The organism is Acidiphilium sp. 34-64-41, assembly GCF_002282635.1.
Classification (GTDB): Bacteria; Pseudomonadota; Alphaproteobacteria; order Acetobacterales; family Acetobacteraceae; genus Acidiphilium; species Acidiphilium rubrum.
In genome coordinates, this window is record NZ_NCJX01000085.1 from 1 (window position 1) to 19,512 (window position 19,512).

Consider the following 19,512-nt stretch of genomic DNA (forward strand, 5'->3'; position numbering starts at 1 on the left):
CACTACGTGGATAAGCCCCCGCCGCTAACGCTGTTTCTAACGCCCAAAGGGGTCGGAATTGGACGCGAAAAGGGGGTCGCGTTTGGACGCGATTTGACAGCTGGATTGAGGATTGCGCCGCGTGGTGCGCCGGTGGCTGGCGAGAGGCCCGGCCGCAGTTGCGTGGACTGCTCGATCGCTGGCTAGGATTTCATCGCACTCGGATCTCAGAGGTGCAGGCCCGAGATGAGTCAAAGCGCCTGACGCAGCTTCTATGGTCGCTTCGCGTCGAGGAGGGGCTCGCCCGGGATTTCGTGACGGCGGTGCGGGCGGGAATACTCGATGCGCTAATGGTGGCCGAGCCGGGTCTCGCCGATCAACGTGAGCAGGTGGATCGCATGTCGGCGGCACTAGCGGTTGGTGGACCGCTCGCGGATCTCGACCTTGCAAGCCTTGGTGGCCGCGACGGCTCTCCGCTGCATCTGAACTTGCTGACGCTGCATTCAGCAAAGGGGTGTGAATACGACGTTGTGATCATGGTCGGTCTCGACCTCGGAAGTTTGCCCTGGCGCAATGAATTGCCCGCCGCTCGCCGCGAGAGCCGGCGGCTGTTCTACGTCGGTCTCACGCGCGCCCGTGACGAAATCCATATGCTCTATTCCGGCTACGTCGATACTGGACGCGGCCGGATGCATTGGGGACGCTCACCATTTCTGGATGAACTCGAAGCGCGGATGGACGAGGCGGAAATCGGTTGATCCCGATACCGAGGTTCTCACCAGCTTCAATCGTCCGAGGCGAGTCGCGGCAAGCGCTGAGACCATTCCCTTAAGCGAGGGCGTGCCAAAACCATCGTGCAGGAGGTGGAGGCCGCCGTGTCGTGCTGGCCGTCGTTCGCTGACATGGCCGGGGTGTCGGACCTGTGGCGCGCTTCCATCGATCCAACCCTTGGTATCGGCACGGGGCGCCGCGGTAGGCCCGCCGGCCTGAACGCCGTTTCGGCCGACGGCGTCAGCTTGCGATAGCCGTCAGGCCAGCGGCGGCGACAAGAGCGGCAGTCTTCGCCTTCGCGGCCATGCGGGCTTCCGTCAGTTCCTCTCGGTTGAGCAGGACCAACTGTTGGCGACGCACAGGGATGTGTTCGGGGTCCAGGTCGAGATTGAGTTGGCTCTCCAGATAGTAGGACGAGCAGACGCTCAGCGGGACCTCGACCTTGCCGTCGTGCATGCCGTGGTCGTGTTCGACCGCCGCGCGCATGTTCTTTGGCAGACGGGGGTTCGCCGCCAGGCAAAGGTTCACCTGCACCGACCACTCCAGATCCCATTCCGGCCGCGCCGCGGTTGGCTGTGGCTCGCCCAACTGTTCCAGGCGGCCGATCACGAAGTCCCGATAGCTCAAGGTGCGAAAGCAGAAGGCGCGCACGTGCCAGCGTTGACCGTCGAAGCCCAGGGCGTGGGGGGCGATACGGCGAATGGACGGCGTGTCGTCGGTGAAGGAGAGGTATAGGGCATCAAGCTCCAGGCGATCCTGGATACAACGCACGAGACGTCTCAGGACCTCCCGATCGTAGACCCGCCGCAGCCTGGGCGCGCCGACGAAAGAAGGGGGACGGCCGATCCACGATTCGCCCGCGGCGAGCCCGCCTGTGGCCAGCGAGCGCAACTGCGCCAGATAGCCATCCGCCGATGGCGCTGAAATCACGGGCGCGAAGTCAGGCCCCGCGACATAGGTCTTGGCGTTCTTGTCGTAGCTTAGGTTGCCGGGCGCCAGCTCGTCATATCGCGCCAGGTCCTGAGAGGCCTGAGGCACGCTGATTCCGAAGAAATCGACCAGGTCGGCCCGATTGATGCGCCCCTCCCAATAGAGCCGCAGCTCGATGAAATTCAGCCGCCGTTCGACATTCCACCGCAAGGCCGTCCGTTCGTCGTTCATCTGCGAGTCTCCCATGATCCGTATAGTCTCTTGACCCAGATGGAAAATCAATCCATATAGTTTCTATACCCGTCGTGGCGGGCTGGATGGAGGCTATCATGAGCACTGCGGACGACACGGCGGATGCCGAGCATACGGAAGAGGAGCGCGAACGCCTGGAGCGCGAGAAGGTGCTGCTGGAGCGCGAAGAGGAGCGCATCGAGCGGGAGCGCGAGCGACTGGACGAGGAGCAGGCCCGCATCGACCGCGAAGAAGAGCGCATCGAGCGGGAGGAAGAGCGTCTCGACCACGACCGCAAGATCGACCTCGTGGTCCTGGTCAGCGGCGTCGAGGTGAAGATCAAGGCGCAGCATGACGAGCTGCTGCGCAGGGTCGCCGAACGGGCGCTGAAGAAGAGCGAAAACGTCGGCCAGCCGCTGGAAAACTGGGACCTGCGCAACGAGGCGGGCGAGATCCTCGATCTGGATCGCACCGTCGGTTCCTACCATCTGAAGGACGGTGCCTTGCTCTCATTGACCCTGAAGGCGGGGATCGCCGGATGAGCGGCCAAGTGGTGGATCCCGCAGTCTCGCGGATCAAATTCGATCGCGAGGTCGAACAGTTTCGCCGCCTGGACGTTCATCACGCCAAACGTCCGGCCGGCCGCCTTGGCGGTGTGCGCGCAGATCGACTTCACGAACTTCGACCTCTGGCCACCGTCGGTGAAATTCGTCGATCCGTTCAACGGCAAGGTGCTGAGCCTCGAAGGGGTCGGGCTGCCGTTTATCCGCAATACGCCCAGCGGCCCGCAGTCCATCCTCCAGGGCCATGGCGACGCGCCGGCGTTCCTATGCCTCCCGGGCGTGCGCGAGTATCACGACCACCCGGCGCATACGGGCGACAACTGGCTCCTGCACCGCGGCCACGGTGAAGGCGGCCTGCTCTTCATCGCCGACAAGATCTCTACCTATGGGGTGGAGACCATCACCGCCTGGCAGATCCAGATGCGCAATACGCTGCATCAGGGGCTGATGGCGGCATGACCGCGAGTCTCTCGCTCCTGGCGACCGTGCGGACGCCGCTCGCCGTGGCGGACGCGACCCAGCGCCACCTGAGCGCTAGCGGGCGCCAGGGCCTGGAAGGCATGGCGCTGTGGGCCGGGCATGTGGACGGTGACCAATTCCGGGTCAGCGAAGTGATCGTTCCCCAGCAGCAGGGACACCGGACGGAGCACGGCCTCGCAGTGTCCGTCCCGGGTGATGAGCTGCATCGCATCAACATCTACCTGCACCGCCAGGGTCTGCGGCTCATCGCACAGATCCATAGCCATCCGACCGAGGCCTATCACAGCGACACCGACGACCGTTACGCCATCGCCACGGCCTTGGGATCGCTGTCCATCGTGGTGCCGGATTTCGCGGTCCGGCCCTTCGCCCTGAACGATTGCGCGGTGTTCCGCCTGAGCAAGCGACCCTGGTGGCATGGCTCCAAGAGCGCCTGGTGGCGCGAACTGCCGCCGGCCGAGCTCACCCGCACCCTTATGCTGGAAGGCTGATCCATGGCGCTCGCCAATTTTTTCGATCGGGCGCTGCTGAGCGCCGCCCAGGCGCTGAACGGCGCCGACCTGGAGGTCATCCGTGAGCGGCTCGAAAGCCAGGTCATCGAGCTAGCGTTCGATCGCGCCGCTTTCTCCGCCGATGAAGGCCGAGCCATGTTGGACCTGTCGGTCCGGCTGCTGGCCCGGCTCTATCCGATCTTGATCTTGAAGCCGCTCGATGAGGCCGCCGCGACCGCTCTGCCGGGGCTGCAGGCTTTGGCGCTGGCGATCAATCCTGACATCGCCTTGTCGACAACTGATCCCGCCACCGTGCGATTGGTGGTGGGGCGCACCGCGGCGCCGGCCGGCACGACGACGATCTACATCGGGTCGGATCGGTGGCTGGCCAAGGTCTCGACCCGCTCGCCGCGCGGGGTCGGCGCCAGTCGACTGTTGTTTGGGGCGGGGGCGGCGGCCTGTCAGGGGGCGGCCAATGTCTTCCGCGCGGTGTTTGCGGATCTTCTGCCTGCCGGGCGGCTCGACAGCAACACGGTGCTCTCGTTGTTCGATTTCTCCACCGGCAAGGACGCCCTGCAAGGGCCCGATCTCGAGGCGGTAAACCTGGAGTCAACCGCCCTGGTGGGCCTGGGGGCGATCGGGAATGGCGCGGTCTGGGCCCTGGCGCGGGTCCCCGGGCTAACCGGCGACCTGCACCTGATCGATCACGAGCGGGTCGAGCTCTCCAACCTGCAGCGGTATGTGCTGGCCACCCAGGACGATGTGGGGCGAGTCAAGGTCGAGTTGTCCCGCCAGGCGCTGTGCGCCACGGGCTCCTTCCGCGCCACGGCGTTTGTAACGCGCTGGGATGAATATGTTCAGGGCCGCGGGCACTGCGTTCTGCCGCGTGTGGTTGTGGCGCTGGACAGCGCGGAGGACCGCATCGCCGTCCAAGCCGCCTTGCCCAAGCGGGTACTCAACGCCTGGACCCAGGCCGGTGACCTTGGGGTCTCACGCCACGACTTCCTGGGCGACCACGCCTGCTTGGCCTGCCTCTATCTTCCGGACGGCGTGGTGCCCCATGAAGATCAGTTGATCGCCCGGGCGCTCGGCTTGCCTGAGGATCCCGCTAACCTTCTGCCGTTGCGCGACCTCCTGGTGCTGGGCAAGCCGGTGGGTGAAGCTTTCGTCCAGGACGCCGCTGACCGTCTGGGCCTGCCGCCCGGAAGCCTGCTGAAATTCGCAGGCGAGCCCCTGCGCCAATTTTACGCAAAGGCGATCTGTGGGGGTGGTCTCGCTCCCACGGGCGCGGGACGCCCGCCGCTAGAGGCGCCGCTGGCGTTCCAGTCGGCGATGGCCGGGGTGATGCTGGCCGCCGATGTTGTCGCGGAGGCCGCGGGGCTGCGCGCCATCGCCTTGCCAACCAAGACCGTGCTCGACCTGACCCGGCCGGCCGGAAAGCGCCTGAGCCTCAATGTCCGCAAGCCCCCCGCCGGGGCGGCCACGCCCTGCATCTGCCAAGACCCAGATTTCATCGGCGCATACCGGGCCAAACACGGGCTTCCCGCCCTGCCGCCGCCCGCGCGCCAAGATGATGATCCTGTCGAAGCCGCAGGTCTTGAGGTTGTCAAATAGGGTATTCGCAGGTCGAGGCGAGGCCTCAGTGTCGGCCGGCAGGTGAAGTTGTCGCAACACGCGTAGATTGTGTCTTTCCAAGCGCCTATGATGTCGTCCCAGGGGAGGGGCCAGGATGCAGCTTTTCTTTGGCATGGCGGCGGACGGGCGAACGTTCCCTGACCACCCCGGCGGCGGCGCGGGCGCGGTGGACTGTGCGGTCGTAGGGCCTGCAGGGTTGGTCGACGCACTCGAAGCCCAACTAGGCCTGCTTGGCCCACCGGTCCCCAAAGCGGTTCGCATCGCGGCCTATGTGGCGAAGCTGCGCGCCGCTGGCGACAGCCGGTTCTGGTCGGCCTCTTTCAGCAAGGACCCGTGGTCGACCGCCGTCCAGTTGCTCGGTTGGCGGGACACCCTGGCGGCTGGGGGGTGGACCGGGGCCGCCCTTGGGTCTGTCCGGCTAGATGATTTGGCTGCGGCGGAGTCGGCCGGTGCGCCGATGCCGGCCGGACTTGCCGATCGTCTGGCCGCCTTGGTCACGGCGGTGGGCGTGCGGCCGGGCCTGCGCCTCAAGAAGCTTCGCCTCCTGGAACCCCGGGCGCGCTTTGCCCCGGCCTGGGGGCGCCTCCTGGACGCCCTGCAGGGCGCCGGCGTGGTGCTGGAGGACGGCGTTGCCGAACCCGCCGCTGGCCCTTCGACGGATCTTGGCCGAGTGCAGGCCACCCTTCGTGGCGAACCGTCCGAGGTCTTGGTAGGCGACGGCTCGTTCACCCTGGTCGAGGCGGACACTGCGCTGATGGCGGCCGAGGCGGTGGCTGACTGGCTGGCCGCCGGTGGCCAAGCCTCGTTGGCGGGCACGGTGGTGCTGGCGCCGGATGGCGACACGGCGCTGTTGGACCACGCCCTGGCGGCCCGCGGCCTTCCGGCGCTGGGCCTCTCCAAGCCCTCGCCCTGGCGGGGCGCCTTGCAGGTCCTGCCCCTGGCCTTCGCGGTTGCCTGGCGCCCGTTTGATCCCAAGGCGCTCCTGAATCTGCTGATGCTGCCGCGCCCGCCCATCGGGCGATTCGCGGCGGGCCGGCTTGCCCGCGTCCTTGTCGCCGAGCCCGGGCTCGATGGCCCGGCGTGGGTGCAGGCGTGGGAAGATATCGCGGCGACCCTGCTGGAGCGCGAGGACGAGCCCGACCCAGCTGCGGCCGCGCGCAAGGTGGCGCGCCGGGTGGAGCAGTGGCGGGCCTGGACCCAGGGCGGCCAGTTTGGCCGCGCCGAAGGCATGAGCGTCGCCAACGCGCGCCAGATTGCCGGCCGCGTGGCCGCATGGGCCGTGGCGACCGACGCGGGGCGCGGCGACGCCCTGTTTTTGGCCGTCGGCGCCGCGGCGGGTGCCTTTGTCCGCGCCATCGACGCCCTGGAGCTCGAGGTCTTGCCGGCGCTGCTGATCGAACGGGTGTTGGCCGAAGTCCTGGCCGAGGGCGTCGCCAACCCAGGTCATGCTGCGGAGGCTGGGGGACTGCGCGCGATCCATACGCCAGGCGCCCTTTGGGCGCCGGCCCCGCGGCTTGTCTGGTGGAGTTTCGTCGGACCCGGCGAGAAGGTGGCGCCCACCACCTGGAGCCGCGCGGAACAGGCGGTGCTGGCGGCCGCCGGCGTGGGGTTGGAGTCGGCCCCTGAGGCGGCGGCGCGGATCAGTGGCGGCTATGCTGACGCGGTGCTGCGGGCCGGCGAGCAGGCGCTGTTTGTCCGGCCGGCCCTGTCCGGCGCCGACGAGACGGTCGCTCACCCGCTAGAGCATCAGCTCCACCTCATGATCGAGCAAGCCGGCGAGCTTGTCCGCTGGAGGGCCGAGTGCCTTCTGGCGGAGCCGGCCGCGCAACTGGCTCAGCGGGTGCTGTCTCGGGCGGCCGTGGACATCATGGATGCACCGGCGCCGCGGGCCAGGTGGCGGGTCCCAGCAGCCGGGCTGGCCCGTCTGGCGAACCGCCGCGAGAGCGCCACCACCTTGGGCCGGCTGTTGAATTGCCAGTTGAGCTGGTTCGCTCAGGACGTCCTGCGCCTGCGGGCGGGCCGGTTTGCGGAAATTCCGGAGGCAAACCAGCTGTTCGGCAACCTGGCCCATGAGATCGCCAACCGCCTCCTACCGCCTGGTCCGCCGCCTGCGGTCGCCGATATCCGAAGCCGGGCCGCCGCGCTATTCGAGGAACTGCTGCCCAGGATGGCCGCCCCTCTTCAGCAGCCGGAATTCGCTGGCGAGCTGGCCGCGGCGCGCGAACGAGTCCCGGCGGCCCTGGAGGCGCTGGTGCAGACCCTGCACGCGCGCAGCCTTGAGGTGGTCGGCGCTGAGTTGGATCGCGAAGGCGAGGTGGGCGGCTTGGCCTTGCACGGCCGTTTGGACCTGCTGGTGCGTCAGGGGGCGACGCCGGCCGTGATCGACCTGAAGTGGACCCGCTCGGCACGGCGATATCGCGAGGAGATCGCCGAAGGTCGCGCCGTGCAGTTGGCGGTCTACGGAGCCATCGCCGAGCCCGGCACCGCCGCGACCGGCGCCTACTACCTATTGCGACAACGGCGGCTCTTCGCACCTCGCGGATCCTTGCTGGCGGAGGAGGACATCGAGGCGGTCCGCGGGCTCGACGAGACCTTGCATGGGGTGATCGACGACGTGGCGCTCTGGCGCTCCCAACTCGATGGCGGCAACCTCTTGGCGACGGGGGTGGGCGAAGCGGCGGATCACCGGCCGGCGGAGCTGATGTTCGAAGCGTCGAAGGAGCCGTGTCGGTTCTGTGATCTGACCGGCCTTTGCCGGGTTGGCGTGGAGGCGCTCTGATGGCTGGAACGATCCAGGTGGTCACCGCCGCTGCCGGCGCCGGCAAGACCACGCGCATCGTGGGCGACATCGCCGTGGATGTGGCCACGCGACCGCCTGAGGAGGTCGTGGCCACCACCTTCACCATCCGCGCCGCCGACGAATTGGTGCAACGGGCGCGCACCGCTCTGTTCGGTCAGGGTCGGGTGGACCTGGCTGGCCGGTTGTTGGGCGCACGCTTTGGCACGGTCAATGCCGTCTGCGGCCAGATCGTGGGCGAATTCGCCCTGGAGCTCGGCCGCTCGACCGCCACCAATGTCATCGCCGACACCCAGGAGCCGCTGATCTTCGCCATTGCCGCTGACGGGGCGATCGGGACCCATGCGGCGATCCTCAATGAGCTGGCGGAAGCCTTCGGTCATGACGATCCGCAACCGCCGGGCCGCGATCCGCCGGACTGGCGCAAGACGGTGCGGTCTATCCTGACCTTGGCCCGCGCCAACGGCCTGTCCGCTGACGCCTTGGCGGCTTCGGCGGAACGCTCAGTGGCCAGCTATTTGGAGCTGTTCACCCCGCCAGCGGCAGACGCCGCGCCGCTGGATGCGGCCTTGGCCGCCGCCCTGGCCGAGGCCGTCGCCCACGCCCCTGCGACACCGAGCGCTTCCGCGGTCAAAGGCGGGATCGACCGGGTGCGGGCCGCCCACATTCGCACGTCCCGTGGCGAAGCGCTGACCTGGTCGGTCTGGGCCGGCCTTTGCAAGGTCAGTTGTGCGCCCACCAAGGACGGCCGGGACTATGACCGGGCTTTGCAAAGCGTGGCCGCGGCCGCCGGGCGGCACGGTGAGCATCCCCGGCTGCGGGCCGATGGGGTGCGCTTTATCCGCGAAATCTTCAGCTGCGCGGCCCAGGCACTGCACGCCTACGAGGCGCACAAGGCGGAGCGCGGCCTGGTCGACTTCACCGATCAGGAGGCCCTGGCACTTCAGGTCCTGAGCGACCCTGAGCTGGCCGGCCGGTTGCAGGAGCGGATCAGCCGGGTCTTTGTGGATGAGTTTCAGGACTCCAGCCCACTGCAGTTGGCGGTGTTCACGGCCCTGGCCGAGATCGCCGACGCCAGCACCTGGGTGGGCGATCCGAAGCAGGCGATCTATGCGTTCCGCGGCGCCGATACCGAACTAACCCAAGCAGCTTTTGCCGGCGCGGCCGCGGCGGCAGAAGGTGATGTGTTGTCGGTGTCCTGGCGCAGCCGGCCTGACATTGTGCGCCTCGCCAACGCCGCCTTCGGTCCAGCCTTTGAGCGCATGGGCCTGCCGCCGGAGCGGCATGCCTTTTCCCGAGCGGCCCGCAGCGACGTCGGCTTCGACAAGGAGGCGCTGGCCTACTGGCCCCTGATGGGCAAGGTCGAAGAACAGGCGGCCGGCCTGGCCCGCGGCGTGCGCCGCGCGCTTGACGACGCGAGGACCTGGACGGTCGAAGAACCAGCGGGCGTTTTCCGGCCACTCCGGGTCGGCGACATCGCCGTGCTTTGTCGCACCAATACCGATGTGAGGCGGTTCGCGGCGGCGCTGAGCCGGGAAGGCCTGCCGGTGGCGGTCGAACGTCAGGGTTTGGCGCGCACGCCGCACGTTGAGCTGGCGTTGGCCGCCTATCGCTGGATCGCCGATCCCTCCGATCGCCTGGCTTTGGCCGAGATGGCGCGCTTCTTCGGCGACGACCCGGAGTCCGACGCCTGGCTGCACGCCGCTGCGGAGGAGGGCGAGGAGCAATTGCTTGCCGAGGTGCCGATTGCGTCGGCGCTGACCGCGTTGCGGTCTGACATCCTTGCCCTAACCCCGGCCGAGGCGCTCGATGCGATCCTGGCGCTGCCGCAGGTCATCGCCAAGGTCGAGGGATGGGGCGACCACGCGATCCGGCTTGACGATCTGGAGGCCCTGCGGGGGTTCGCGCGGACCTATGAGGCCGAATGTCTGTCGTCCGGCGCGCCGGCGACCCCATCGGGCTTCCTGCTGGCGCTGAAGGCCGCCGATCCGGAGCGGCCGCCAAGCCTTGCCGCCGACGCGATCCAGGTGATGACCTACCATGGCGCCAAGGGCCTTGAATGGCCGATGGTGGTGTTGGCCAGCCTGTCTTGGGATCCCAAGGCACGGCTGTTCGAGCCGGCCGCGGAGGTGGATGGTGAGCTCGATTGGCGCCGGCCCTTGGCGAACCGGTGGATCCGCTACTGGCCTTGGCCTTACGGGCTCTCCGGTTCGGGAAGCGATCTTGAGGTCAGCGCTGTGGGGTCGGTCATGGGCCAGGCCGCCTCGCGTAGGGCCGTGCAGGAAGACACCCGCCTACTCTATGTCGGGGTGACCCGGGCGCGCGACTATCTGGTGTTTGCTCCCCCGGCCAAGGGGACTCTGAACTGGCTGAAAGTTCTCGACGCGCCAGATGGGCCGCCGCGGCTGACGTTCCCACCCGAAGGCGACAACCTGATCCAAGTGGGCGATGAGACCTTCGTCGCGGATGTGCAGCCCCTTGCCGCCGGCGATGACGCCGCAGATCGGGCTATCCAACAGACCTTTGTTCGGCCGGCAGCCCCAGAGCGGCCGGCAGCGGCGCCGCTGCATCTGCGGCCAAGCGCTGCTCAGGGGGAGGCGGGCTGGCGTATCGTTGAGACGCTGGATCTTGGCCCGCGGCTTCGGCTCGACGGCGTCAGCGACATGGCGAGCCTTGGCGAAGCCGTTCATGCCATCCTGGCCTACGACAGTCCGGGCCGCACCCTTGCCGTGCGCGAGGCGGACGCCCAAGCCATCCTCGACCGGTGGGGTGTCGCCGGGTTCTCTGCGCGTAACGCACTCGAAGCGTCTGATCGTCTTCACGGGGCGCTGAACCAAAGATGGCCGACGGCACAGCGCAGGCCGGAAGTTCCGGTGACCGCGACCCTGGGCGAGCAACTCGCGACCGGGCGGATCGACTTGCTTATCGAGACGGCCACGGGGTTCGCCATCATCGATCACAAAAGCTTCCCGGGGTCGCCCGATCAGTGGGCGGACCGGGCGATCCACTATGCCCCGCAGCTCGCCGTCTACGCTGAGGCGGTGCGGGCGGCCACTGGCCGGCCCTGTGAGGAACTCTTCATTCACATGCCGATTGTCGGCGCTCTTCTGCGGGTGGCCAGATCGGGGAATGACGGGGGCGCGCCATGATCGAGGTATATCCCAACCTCTTCGTCGGATCTCAGGACGATGAGGCGGCCATTCGCGGTCAGGCCGGCTGGTTTGTGGTGCACGCCTGCAAGGAGCCTTATCACCGCCATGCGCTTGGCTACACCGCGCAGGGGGCGCCGAAGCAGCACCCGGAATATTTGCTGGCGGAGCGACCAGGGCGATTGATCCTCAACCTGGTCGATGTTGCGCAGGTCGCCTTCATCGCGCCGATAATCGTGGACACGGCGCTGGGCGCTGTCGACCGCAATATCGCAAGCGCCAAGGTCTTGATCCACTGCAACCAGGGCCTTTCGCGGTCGCCGTCGATCGCCTTGCTCTATCTGCTGAAGCACACCGACGCACTAGGGTCTCAAGAGCCCGCAGCGGCTCTGGCCGCCTTCCGCAAGCTTTACCCGCCCTATGCGCCCGCTCAGGGCATGGCGGACTATGTGCGGCTGAACTGGGCGAAATACCTGCCGCCAGCGAAATCCTAATCGCACGCTTCCTGTGGTCAGGGACGGGGTAGAGTGTCCCCCAGCTTCAGTGAAATGAGCGAGGGGCGTTTCTCCCGAAGCTTGTTTGCGATGGGAGCGCGCTTATGGCGGGTAGCAATGCTGGAGAGAATTCGGAAATCCAGCCCCTTGACCCCGGTGGTATCGCAGTTGGTATGGGTTCGGAGCCTGACCAGAAAGTTCAATAGTTACAATGCGCAATTCGACCTATTGACCATCGAGTGGGCACTCTGCGGAAACCTGATCAATAATACTCGACCATCGCCACGCCTATGCGCAGTAGCGCGCGGGGTCCGGGCAGCTTCGTTGAGCGCGAGGTCGTCGCCTGCGAGCACAGATCCGCCAACTCGGGCAGGCTCTCCGTTGCTAGCTACCGGATCGCGGCGCAACCAGCCAGCGTCGTTGCCATCTTCGTAGCCAACCGCGATCATCAGGATGCGAAACCCGGTGATCTCATCGAGTCCACGAACCACAGGGCCCTGCATGCGCGGGTCGTCGATGCAGATGGTAAGGCACTACACGATTCCCAACCTCTGCCCGACTGGCCGAAGAGCCAGTAACCCACCGTCGGAAAACTGCACATCGCCATTGAACCGGGTCTCGATGAACTTGCCAGGGCAACAGGTGACAGACCAGGGAGAAATGGGTATTTGTAACCGAGGCATGCATGGTATTCCACCGTGGTAAAGGTTTGTCTCGACAGCAAACTCACACACCGTATCAATGGCCTACACGTTGTTCGCCGACCTTCGTGCATGATGTAAATTAGTGAGTATAACTGGTGAATCTAGCGTCATTGATGGTCAAATCGGCTCGGTCCTTTGCGACATTGCCTGCCGTCACCGCCGGCGGAAAAACCAGGGGATACGCAGAATTCGTGCAGCGGTTCGGGGCCGTCGCCGCGGCATTTACCGCTATGGGCCTCCAACGCGGAGATCGCGTGGTGTTGTGGATGGATAACTGTGCGGAGGTCCTTGAATGCCTCTTCGCTTGCTGGACAGCGGGATTATGTGCAGTTCCAGTCAACGCCAAGTTGCACGAACGTGAGGTTTTGCATATCGCAACGGACTGCTCTGCTGGTCTACTGATTGGAACTCCAAGACTCGCGAGGTTGAGCAGTTCGATCTCGTCCTCCGGCATCCGCGTGATCTCGACCGAAAGTGACGAGTACGAGTGGATGGCCTCAAATGAGCCGCTGCCGCCGGTGCAACTTCACTCTGGAGATATCGCCTGGATATTCTACACGAGTGGCACAACCGGCCGGCCAAAGGGAGCGATGCTGAGCCATCGCAATCTGCTGTTCATGACGATGAGCTATTACGCCGACGTCGACACCGTCACCTCGGATGATACAAAGCTCCACGCTGCGCCGATGTCACATGCTTCGGGCTTGTATTCACTCCCATTTTTGCTGAAGGGAGCGCACAACATTGTTCTTCCGTCGTTCGATACTGCCGAGATCGCTGAAGTGCTCGAACGCCACGACAACGTTTCGATGTTCGCGGCCCCGACGATGTTGACGCGTATGATCGGAGGCGGCTTTGCCGCGTCTGCAAAAGTTCGCAGTTTCCGCACCATCTACTACGGCGGAGGCCCGATGTACGTTGCCGATCTGGAGCAGGCGCTCGAGATTTTCGGGCCGACGCTTTACCAAATCTACGGCCAGGGCGAGTCGCCGATGACAATAGCTGGTCTGTCCAAAGCGGCTCACATCGTCTCCGACGGTGGTAGTGTCGCTGAGCGACTTGGATCCTGCGGAGTTGCCCGCACGGGCTGCCTACTACGTGTTGTAGACGATGATGGGCGTGACCTTCCACTGGGTGAGACCGGCGAGGTGGTCACGCGCAGCGACTGTACGATGTCCGGATATTGGGGGAATGAAGCCGCGACGGCGTCGGCACTCAGGAACGGTTGGCTGTACACCGGAGACGTAGGCTATCTCGACGGGAGAGGTTTCCTTACGCTGCTCGACCGGTCCAAGGACATGATCATCAGCGGTGGAAGCAACATTTATCCGCGCGAGATCGAGGAAGTTCTTTTGAGGCACCCGGCGGTCGCAGAGGTTTCCGTCATCGGACGGCCGAACGCGGAGTGGGGAGAGGACGTGGTCGCGTTCGTTGTCATCAAACCAGATCAGTCTGTGTCCGATGCGGAATTCGACCAACTGTGTCTCGATAATATTGCCCGCTTCAAGCGTCCGAAGCTCTACCGGCGGATAAAAGACCTTCCGAAGAACAACTACGGAAAAGTCCTCAAGACGGAGCTTCGGGAGAAGCTAAAATCGGAGTGCCAATCGTGAGAGATGTCGTCATCGCCGGGATAGGTTCCACCGTCCGTCTTCGGCAAGCACCCGGATACAGACATTCAGACGCTCGCTATCCGAGCAGCTGCGGCCGCGATCGCGGACTCAGGAATATCGCGCGACGAAGTCGGCGCGCTGTATCTTGGTAACTTCGTTTCCGGGCCGCTGACCGGCCAGGAAGTGCTTGCGGGTCTCGTTGCGGACGGCCTCGGACTACCGCAGATTCCTTGCACCAAGGTCGAGGGCGCCTGCGCTTCCGGCGGTATTGCCTTTCGGCACTCCTATATGGCGATCGCCAGCGGCATGTGTGATGTCGCGATCGCAGTGGGTGTAGAGAAGATGACCTCCGCCGACACAGCAACCATTACGGCTGCTCTAAACTGCGCGCTAGACAACCGCAGCGATGGTGGCAGCGGATTGACGTTTCCTGGATTGTTTGGCTTGGCTTGGCGCGTCCATGCAGAACGCTACGGCACCACGCGGGACCAAGTCTCGGCCGTCGTCCGCAAGAACAAGGCCAACGGACTTTTAAACCCCTTGGCGCAGATGGGAGCCTCTCTCACATTCGAGCAGATCGAACAATCTACTCCGATCTGCGACCCGCTGCGCTTGTTCGATTGCTGTCCGGCGAGCGATGGTGCCGCGGCTGTCGTACTGGTCGCGGCTGACCGAGCATGTTCTCTCAAGCGCTCCCCAATCCGAGTGCTGGCTTCCGTGCAGACGAGGGGAAGTGCACGCATCGCAGGTCATCCAGACCTCTGTACATTCGAAGCGACGGTAGATGCGGCCAAGCTCGCATATGGAAAGGCGGGAATTGGTCCATCCGACATAGATTTTGTGGAACTTCATGACTGCTTCTCCATCGCAGAAATCATTGATGCGGAAGATCTGGGTTACATTCCGCGCGGTCAGGGCGGTATTTTCGCGGCTGAGGGAAGGACTGCCGTCGGCGGCGACCGGCCAATCAACCCGAGTGGCGGACTGCTTTCGAAGGGACATCCCGTTGGTGCTACCGGCATCGGACAGATTTACGAGACGGTTCTCCAGCTTCGCGGTGAGCATCCCAATCAGGTGGCCGGCGCGCGCATCGGGTTGACGCACAACCTCGGCGGTACGGGCGTCGCGTGCACGGTCAACATCCTTGGGGCTCCCAATGCTTGAGAACACCGAGTTTGTTGCGGTGCGCTGCCCGGCCTGCGGCATGCTGGACGTCGGTCCGTCGTCGATCTGCAGGTCCTGCGGTTCTAATCCGATGGGCGAGATCCGCGTGGCCGGTACCGGACGACTGGTTTCGTGGACCGTGATCCGCCGCGCGCCGACGCGCTTCAAGGGCCAGGCGCCGTACGTGGTTATGGTTGCTGATCTCGACTGTGGCCTGCGGGTCACGGGCCGGTGGGCGGGCGAGATAGAAGCCCTCACTTCGGGCGTAACCGTATGTTGCGTCGGACACCAAGAAGAAATCGTTTTTTTCGATTTAGCGAAGGAACGTCAATGATGACCGACATCATCACCGAGAAACACGACAACGTAACGCTGATCAAGATCAATCGTCCGGAGAAAATGAATTCGCTCGATTTCGCGTCCAATGATGAGATGGTCGAGGCCTGGAAGGAATTCGACCGCGACGACACCGCTCGCGCAGCGGTCGTGATCGGCGTCGGCGACAAGGCCTTCTGTGCCGGAGCGGATCTGAAGACCTACACTATCAACTTCGCCGGCCGGCCGGCGCCCGAATTCCGCCGGCGCTACACGGATGGCCCCGGGTTCGCCGGCATCACGCGCAACATGGATATCGGTAAACCGATCGTTGCTGCGGTCAACGGTTTTGCGATCTCAGGTGGCTTTGAGCTTGCGCTCGCCTGCGACTTACGGTTCTGTACGCCGAATGCCGAGTTCGCCCTGCAGGACGTCAAATGGGGATTCCATGCCTGTGACGGCGGGCTTATCAGGCTCCCGCGTATCGTCGGCTATGGCAACGCCATGGAGATTGTCCTTTCTGGAGATAGAATTGGAGCTGAGCACGCATTGCGGATTGGCCTCGTGAACCGCATTTTCCCGTCAGAGAAACTGCTCGACGAAACGATGAAGTATGCGGCGATGCTCGCGTCTCGGGCGCCGCTCGCGCAGCGTTTCGCGAAAGACGTAATGGTGCGCACAGCGGCGATGCCGCTTGACGAGGCCCTCAAGTTCGAATCCCGTTCGTTCTATGACCTTGGCCAGACCGAAGATATCCAGGAAGGTACGGCCGCGTTTCGCGAGAAAAGGGAAGCTATTTTCCACGCTCGGTAGACGACCTCAGCCTGCAGGGCGAGTTGATGAGCGTCTTTTTGGTTGCAATGAGTGCGTACAAGGAAATGAATCACACACATCGCGCGAGCTCATCGCGAAACGGTGGTGGGCACAGACGGCGAACGAGTTGACCGGGCGCGTATAGTGAGCCTGAGCACAGTAATTGATGTGAAAGGCAGGAGAACTGAGCACGGTGTATTAGATTTCTTGAAACGTTCTTATCATTGAAATTGCTCAGAAAACATATTGTTGACTGACAAGATCCTCGCTGCGCTGGAACGCGACGTGCTGCCATGGCAGCGGGGCTGGGATCAGGGCATCGCCGGCGCGCCGATGAACCCGACAACGGGACGGATCTATCGTGGGATCAACAACCTGCTGCTCCGCATGATGCAGGACGCGGCTTTCAACGGCGATCCGCGCTGGTGCTCATACCGGCAGGCGCAAGCCCGTGGCTGGCAGGTCCGCAAGGGCGAACGCGGCACCACCGTCGTGTTCTACCGCAATCTTCAGGGGCGGGGCGGCGAGGACGGGAATACGTGTCTCGTCTCTCCTGATGCCGCAGGGGAGGGGGCGTGCCCGTTCTTCATGCTGCGCGCCTCCATCGTCTTTCATGCGACCCAGATCGACGGCATTCCCGTCTATAACCCACCGGGGATCGCAGCCGAGCTCTGGCGTACGCCCGAGGCGGTCCAGACGATCCTCGACAACAGCGGTGCCACGATCCACTACGGCGGCTCGCAGGCTCGTTTCGTCCCGTCACGGCACTGCACTGCATCTACCTGCCGCCGAAAGGTGCGTTCAGGAGCGATGCGGCGTTCGCCCACAACGAGCTGCGCGAAATAGGTGTTGCTGCAAGTGTCCTTGTTGTAGTCTATTGAAGAGTGGCCAGGTCGTCATAATTTGGTTTCGATTTGGGTTTCGCTGATCCGCTTGTAGACGAAGGGAATGAGGCCTTTTTGGACCGCGACCTCTTGCATATCGACGGGCAATTGGCGTGCGTCAACGATTAGTCCGTCCACTTCGATCAGCCAGGAGAGGGAACTGCTTTCGAGGCGGCTTGGCAGCGTCCAATTGTGGTCAAACTGATGCATGGACAGTGCCGTTCGTACCAGCTTGGCCTTGTTGCCACCAGTGCTCGGGGCAATGCCAAAATAGCCGCAAAGGTCAGCCATCGCCATATAAGGCGCTGTCGATCTATCACTCAGAAAATTGACTTGCCCCAGGGCATAAAGCACAGCGCAGGCCCAGGTCTGCGAGTGGCCATTGGTCAGGGGGCTCGGCCGCTTTCGACAAAGTGCTGCGATCGCATAGCGGGCCAGCTCGGCATACTCATGATCGAGATGTTCGTCGCAGAACCCGTCGGTCAACGCAATCAACGCAGCTAACGGGCCCTCCCAGCATTTTGGAACTTTCATCGATTTCGTTGTCGTCATTTCCATAAACCTGTTCCCGTTAGTCTGATGATGGCATCATCTATATCAAACAACATTTTTTGTATTTCTTGCCACTACCGCAAGGACATTGGTCATTGCGGCCGATTTTCTTCGGTTCAGATGGCACATGAATATCAGGCATTAGGCGATCAGAACGTTGCGATGGCGCCCAATCCGAGGGCATAATCGAATAGCGCGGTGCTGATGTTGCACGATTCTCTCTCAGCCCGAGTTCGATTTCCACATCCTCAACATCGCCAGCGATTGAGATGTCAACATCGTTACGCCGGAATACGTCACGTATCATATCAATCGACTCAACCGCGTGCAAATCTATCAGTGTCGACACGGCAAATCCATTGATCGCCGCGTCCGTGTCGGAATTCGGTTCCAGCCTTTGCACCAGGATCTCTATGCATTCACCGCGACAGTCTGGATTTCGTTCGGCTATTTCCTGCAACCCGGATAGTGCTATTGCAACGGCACGAGAGGTGTTCCCTCGGTCCCTCACGAATCCGGCAATATGCGGAATGGCCGCCGGCCCAATCATGCCGAATACAACTGGAAGCTCGAGATCGACCGCATCATCATCTTCGCGCATCTTCAGAAGGGCGAGCAAGGGTTGAACCGACGTCTCGGCCCGCAACTGAGCTAGAGCGCGCCAGGCATGGACGGGTGCCCAGACTGCGCTGGAGTTCGGATCGCCGTCGTGCAACTCGGCATCGCAAGCCATTCTGATCAACGCGCCGACGTGAAGCTGATCGAGGCCGAAAGATGCGGGATAATCGGGCCATTCCGCGAGGGTGCAGAAGCCAGTCTCGCCAATCATAAGCAATTGACGAACCGGGGCGGGATCATCGCCGTAAGAATCAACGCCTTGTATGCCATCCATTGAACGTTATCTCCTCTCTTTTTGTCGGGTTCAGACGCTGTGGATCTCGAACTGAGCCGACTGCTTGTGCCTATTTGTGGCGAGGTCGTGCGCATCCAAGTGATCCTCGCCTATTGTTGCGCAATGCAGCAGGATTAGGTTCTCGCTCGCCAGCATGCGCTTTTCCTCTGCGTGCCGTCGGGCGTCGGCACGCAGCCGAGCAAACTCCGCCTCAAGTTCCGTCACTCGCGCCGCCAGGTCCTTCGACGGTCCTGGCCCTGCCGCGGCTGCTGTTATTTCGTCCAGGATGTCGTGATGGGTTGCATAGAGCGGATTTCGGCTTCGGGCCGCCTCTTTTTGGCAACCGCCGACGGCGTGATCCGGACAGGTTCGCCGGCACGCTGAGGGTGGCGGCCTTCACGGCGCACCAATCTCGCATATGCCGCGCGATACGCGTGGTCGAGAACCGCACGGCGATCACCTGGTCGGTCCGGGAATTCCGGACCCGCCCGGGGAAGCGTCCCCGGCCCGACCGGGCACCACGCATCCGGATCACGGAGCAGAACATCATCGAAATCGGTTCCTGACAGGAGATCCCGACATGGCAAAAATCTCGCAACCGACGTCGAACTTGCAGCTATCATTAGCGGAATTGTCGCCGCTGCCCCGCGGCACGACGAACCGCGCTACCGCACATTCCTTGAAACGATCGCCGAAGGGATCGGTGGTTATCATTGCCTTGCTAACGGTGTGGTAACTACCCCGGCGGAGGACCTGCCGCAATGGACCGTGGCTTTCCGGGCCACGGTCGATACCGCAGATGATGGGGGGCCGTTCGCCCTCATCGACACCGACATCGAGGTCAAGGAGTGGCTTGCCGAAGGACAATCCGAAACCGAGGAAACCCGATAAGACGACGACGGCTCAGATCTTGACTTTACCCTGCTTGATGATCGGCTTTTTCCGCAGCTTTGTCGTGGTCACGGCATCCGTCGTGGTCTCTGTTGCTGCTTCGGTCGCGGTCTCCGGCTCGACGGCGGTGACGGCGGATGCCGATGGGACTTCTTCCGGAGCCG

At 63.8% G+C, this 19,512-nt stretch carries 17 protein-coding genes and 2 pseudogenes; 15 read left to right on the top strand and 4 right to left on the bottom strand.

Annotated elements, in window-relative coordinates; all coding sequences use genetic code 11:
- Positions 1–212: 212 nt before the first annotated feature.
- Entirely contained in the window at positions 213–737 is a 525-nt protein-coding gene (locus B7X49_RS14920) for a 3'-5' exonuclease (RefSeq protein WP_286839990.1), read from the top strand.
- A gap of 253 nt (positions 738–990) precedes the next feature.
- Here the strand turns inward: B7X49_RS14920 and B7X49_RS14925 are convergent, their stop codons facing one another.
- Positions 991–1,911, bottom strand: coding sequence for a WYL domain-containing protein (locus tag B7X49_RS14925; protein WP_286839993.1), 921 nt, complete (start codon positions 1,909–1,911; stop codon positions 991–993).
- 98 nt (positions 1,912–2,009) lie between these two features.
- Between B7X49_RS14925 and B7X49_RS14930 the strand changes: the two genes are divergently transcribed.
- The 7 genes from B7X49_RS14930 to B7X49_RS14960 all read left to right on the top strand — a co-directional run bounded on the left by B7X49_RS14930 (position 2,010) and on the right by B7X49_RS14960 (position 11,520).
- Entirely contained in the window at positions 2,010–2,453 is a 444-nt protein-coding gene (locus B7X49_RS14930) for a DUF2604 domain-containing protein (protein ID WP_286839996.1), read from the top strand.
- A 78-nt stretch (positions 2,454–2,531) separates the two neighbouring features.
- Positions 2,532–2,933, top strand: a complete 402-nt coding sequence (locus B7X49_RS14935) for a putative metal-binding protein (RefSeq protein ID WP_286840024.1) — start codon at positions 2,532–2,534, stop codon at positions 2,931–2,933.
- Positions 2,930–3,445 carry a Mov34/MPN/PAD-1 family protein gene (locus B7X49_RS14940; protein WP_286839999.1) on the top strand — a complete coding sequence of 172 codons (516 nt, stop codon included), beginning with the start codon at positions 2,930–2,932 and terminating at the stop codon, positions 3,443–3,445. Before B7X49_RS14935 ends, B7X49_RS14940 begins: the two co-directional genes overlap by 4 nt.
- Before the next feature lie 3 nt (positions 3,446–3,448).
- Positions 3,449–5,059 carry an E2 ligase fold family C protein gene (locus B7X49_RS14945; protein WP_286840002.1) on the top strand — a complete coding sequence of 537 codons (1,611 nt, stop codon included), beginning with the start codon at positions 3,449–3,451 and terminating at the stop codon, positions 5,057–5,059.
- Between the two features lie 115 nt (positions 5,060–5,174).
- Positions 5,175–7,859, top strand: a complete 2,685-nt coding sequence (locus B7X49_RS14950) for a PD-(D/E)XK nuclease family protein (RefSeq protein ID WP_286840004.1) — start codon at positions 5,175–5,177, stop codon at positions 7,857–7,859.
- On the top strand, positions 7,859–11,026 hold the full coding sequence (locus tag B7X49_RS14955) for an exodeoxyribonuclease V subunit beta (RefSeq protein ID WP_286840007.1): 3,168 nt from the start codon (positions 7,859–7,861) through the stop codon (positions 11,024–11,026). Before B7X49_RS14950 ends, B7X49_RS14955 begins: the two co-directional genes overlap by 1 nt.
- The gene (locus B7X49_RS14960; RefSeq protein WP_286840010.1) at positions 11,023–11,520 is read left to right on the top strand and encodes a phosphatase; all 498 of its coding nucleotides are present in this window, start codon (positions 11,023–11,025) and stop codon (positions 11,518–11,520) included. The genes B7X49_RS14955 and B7X49_RS14960 overlap by 4 nt, the downstream gene beginning before the upstream one ends.
- 265 nt (positions 11,521–11,785) lie before the next feature.
- Here B7X49_RS14960 and B7X49_RS14965 read toward each other — a convergent pair.
- Positions 11,786–12,217 (bottom strand): annotated as a pseudogene (locus B7X49_RS14965) (transposase); the annotation flags it as partial.
- A gap of 120 nt (positions 12,218–12,337) precedes the next feature.
- Between B7X49_RS14965 and B7X49_RS14970 the strand changes: the two are divergent.
- The 6 genes and pseudogenes from B7X49_RS14970 to B7X49_RS14995 all read left to right on the top strand — a co-directional run bounded on the left by B7X49_RS14970 (position 12,338) and on the right by B7X49_RS14995 (position 16,975).
- Complete coding sequence (locus B7X49_RS14970) at positions 12,338–13,837, top strand: AMP-binding protein (protein WP_286840027.1); 1,500 nt, start codon at positions 12,338–12,340, stop codon at positions 13,835–13,837.
- A 54-nt stretch (positions 13,838–13,891) separates the two neighbouring features.
- Positions 13,892–14,494: pseudogene (locus B7X49_RS14975) on the top strand (beta-ketoacyl synthase N-terminal-like domain-containing protein); the annotation flags it as partial.
- Between the two features lie 60 nt (positions 14,495–14,554).
- Positions 14,555–15,001 (top strand): thiolase C-terminal domain-containing protein, encoded by a 447-nt coding sequence (locus tag B7X49_RS14980; RefSeq protein ID WP_286840030.1) that lies wholly within the window; start codon positions 14,555–14,557, stop codon positions 14,999–15,001.
- Positions 14,994–15,335, top strand: a complete 342-nt coding sequence (locus B7X49_RS14985) for a Zn-ribbon domain-containing OB-fold protein (RefSeq protein WP_286704614.1) — start codon at positions 14,994–14,996, stop codon at positions 15,333–15,335. Before B7X49_RS14980 ends, B7X49_RS14985 begins: the two co-directional genes overlap by 8 nt.
- Complete coding sequence (locus B7X49_RS14990; protein WP_286840014.1) at positions 15,335–16,129, top strand: enoyl-CoA hydratase/isomerase family protein; 795 nt, start codon at positions 15,335–15,337, stop codon at positions 16,127–16,129. The genes B7X49_RS14985 and B7X49_RS14990 overlap by 1 nt, the downstream gene beginning before the upstream one ends.
- A gap of 249 nt (positions 16,130–16,378) precedes the next feature.
- Entirely contained in the window at positions 16,379–16,975 is a 597-nt protein-coding gene (locus B7X49_RS14995) for an ArdC-like ssDNA-binding domain-containing protein (RefSeq protein ID WP_286840017.1), read from the top strand.
- A 50-nt stretch (positions 16,976–17,025) separates the two neighbouring features.
- Here B7X49_RS14995 and B7X49_RS15000 read toward each other — a convergent pair whose 3' ends face one another.
- A complete protein-coding gene (locus B7X49_RS15000) occupies positions 17,026–17,571 on the bottom strand; it encodes a DUF6398 domain-containing protein (protein WP_286704611.1) in 546 nt (181 codons plus the stop codon).
- 34 nt (positions 17,572–17,605) lie between these two features.
- On the bottom strand, positions 17,606–18,457 hold the full coding sequence (locus B7X49_RS15005) for an SEC-C metal-binding domain-containing protein (protein ID WP_286840019.1): 852 nt from the start codon (positions 18,455–18,457) through the stop codon (positions 17,606–17,608).
- Between the two features lie 729 nt (positions 18,458–19,186).
- Here B7X49_RS15005 and B7X49_RS15010 point away from each other — a divergent pair.
- Entirely contained in the window at positions 19,187–19,348 is a 162-nt protein-coding gene (locus B7X49_RS15010; protein ID WP_286840022.1) for a hypothetical protein, read from the top strand.
- Positions 19,349–19,512 lie beyond the last annotated feature (164 nt).

Bases quoted from the DNA above. Each gene is read 5' to 3' on its own strand.
- B7X49_RS14925 (WP_286839993.1), bottom strand. From the start codon at position 1,911: ATGAACGACGAACGGACGGCCTTGCGGTGGAATGTCGAACGGCGGCTG.
- B7X49_RS14930 (WP_286839996.1), top strand. From the start codon at position 2,010: ATGAGCACTGCGGACGACACGGCGGATGCCGAGCATACGGAAGAGGAG.
- B7X49_RS14940 (WP_286839999.1), top strand. From the start codon at position 2,930: ATGACCGCGAGTCTCTCGCTCCTGGCGACCGTGCGGACGCCGCTCGCC.
- B7X49_RS14945 (WP_286840002.1), top strand. From the start codon at position 3,449: ATGGCGCTCGCCAATTTTTTCGATCGGGCGCTGCTGAGCGCCGCCCAG.
- B7X49_RS14950 (WP_286840004.1), top strand. From the start codon at position 5,175: ATGCAGCTTTTCTTTGGCATGGCGGCGGACGGGCGAACGTTCCCTGAC.
- B7X49_RS14955 (WP_286840007.1), top strand. From the start codon at position 7,859: ATGGCTGGAACGATCCAGGTGGTCACCGCCGCTGCCGGCGCCGGCAAG.
- B7X49_RS14960 (WP_286840010.1), top strand. From the start codon at position 11,023: ATGATCGAGGTATATCCCAACCTCTTCGTCGGATCTCAGGACGATGAG.
- B7X49_RS14970 (WP_286840027.1), top strand. From the start codon at position 12,338: ATGGTCAAATCGGCTCGGTCCTTTGCGACATTGCCTGCCGTCACCGCC.
- B7X49_RS14985 (WP_286704614.1), top strand. From the start codon at position 14,994: ATGCTTGAGAACACCGAGTTTGTTGCGGTGCGCTGCCCGGCCTGCGGC.
- B7X49_RS14990 (WP_286840014.1), top strand. From the start codon at position 15,335: ATGACCGACATCATCACCGAGAAACACGACAACGTAACGCTGATCAAG.
- B7X49_RS15000 (WP_286704611.1), bottom strand. From the start codon at position 17,571: ATGGAAATGACGACAACGAAATCGATGAAAGTTCCAAAATGCTGGGAG.
- B7X49_RS15005 (WP_286840019.1), bottom strand. From the start codon at position 18,457: ATGGATGGCATACAAGGCGTTGATTCTTACGGCGATGATCCCGCCCCG.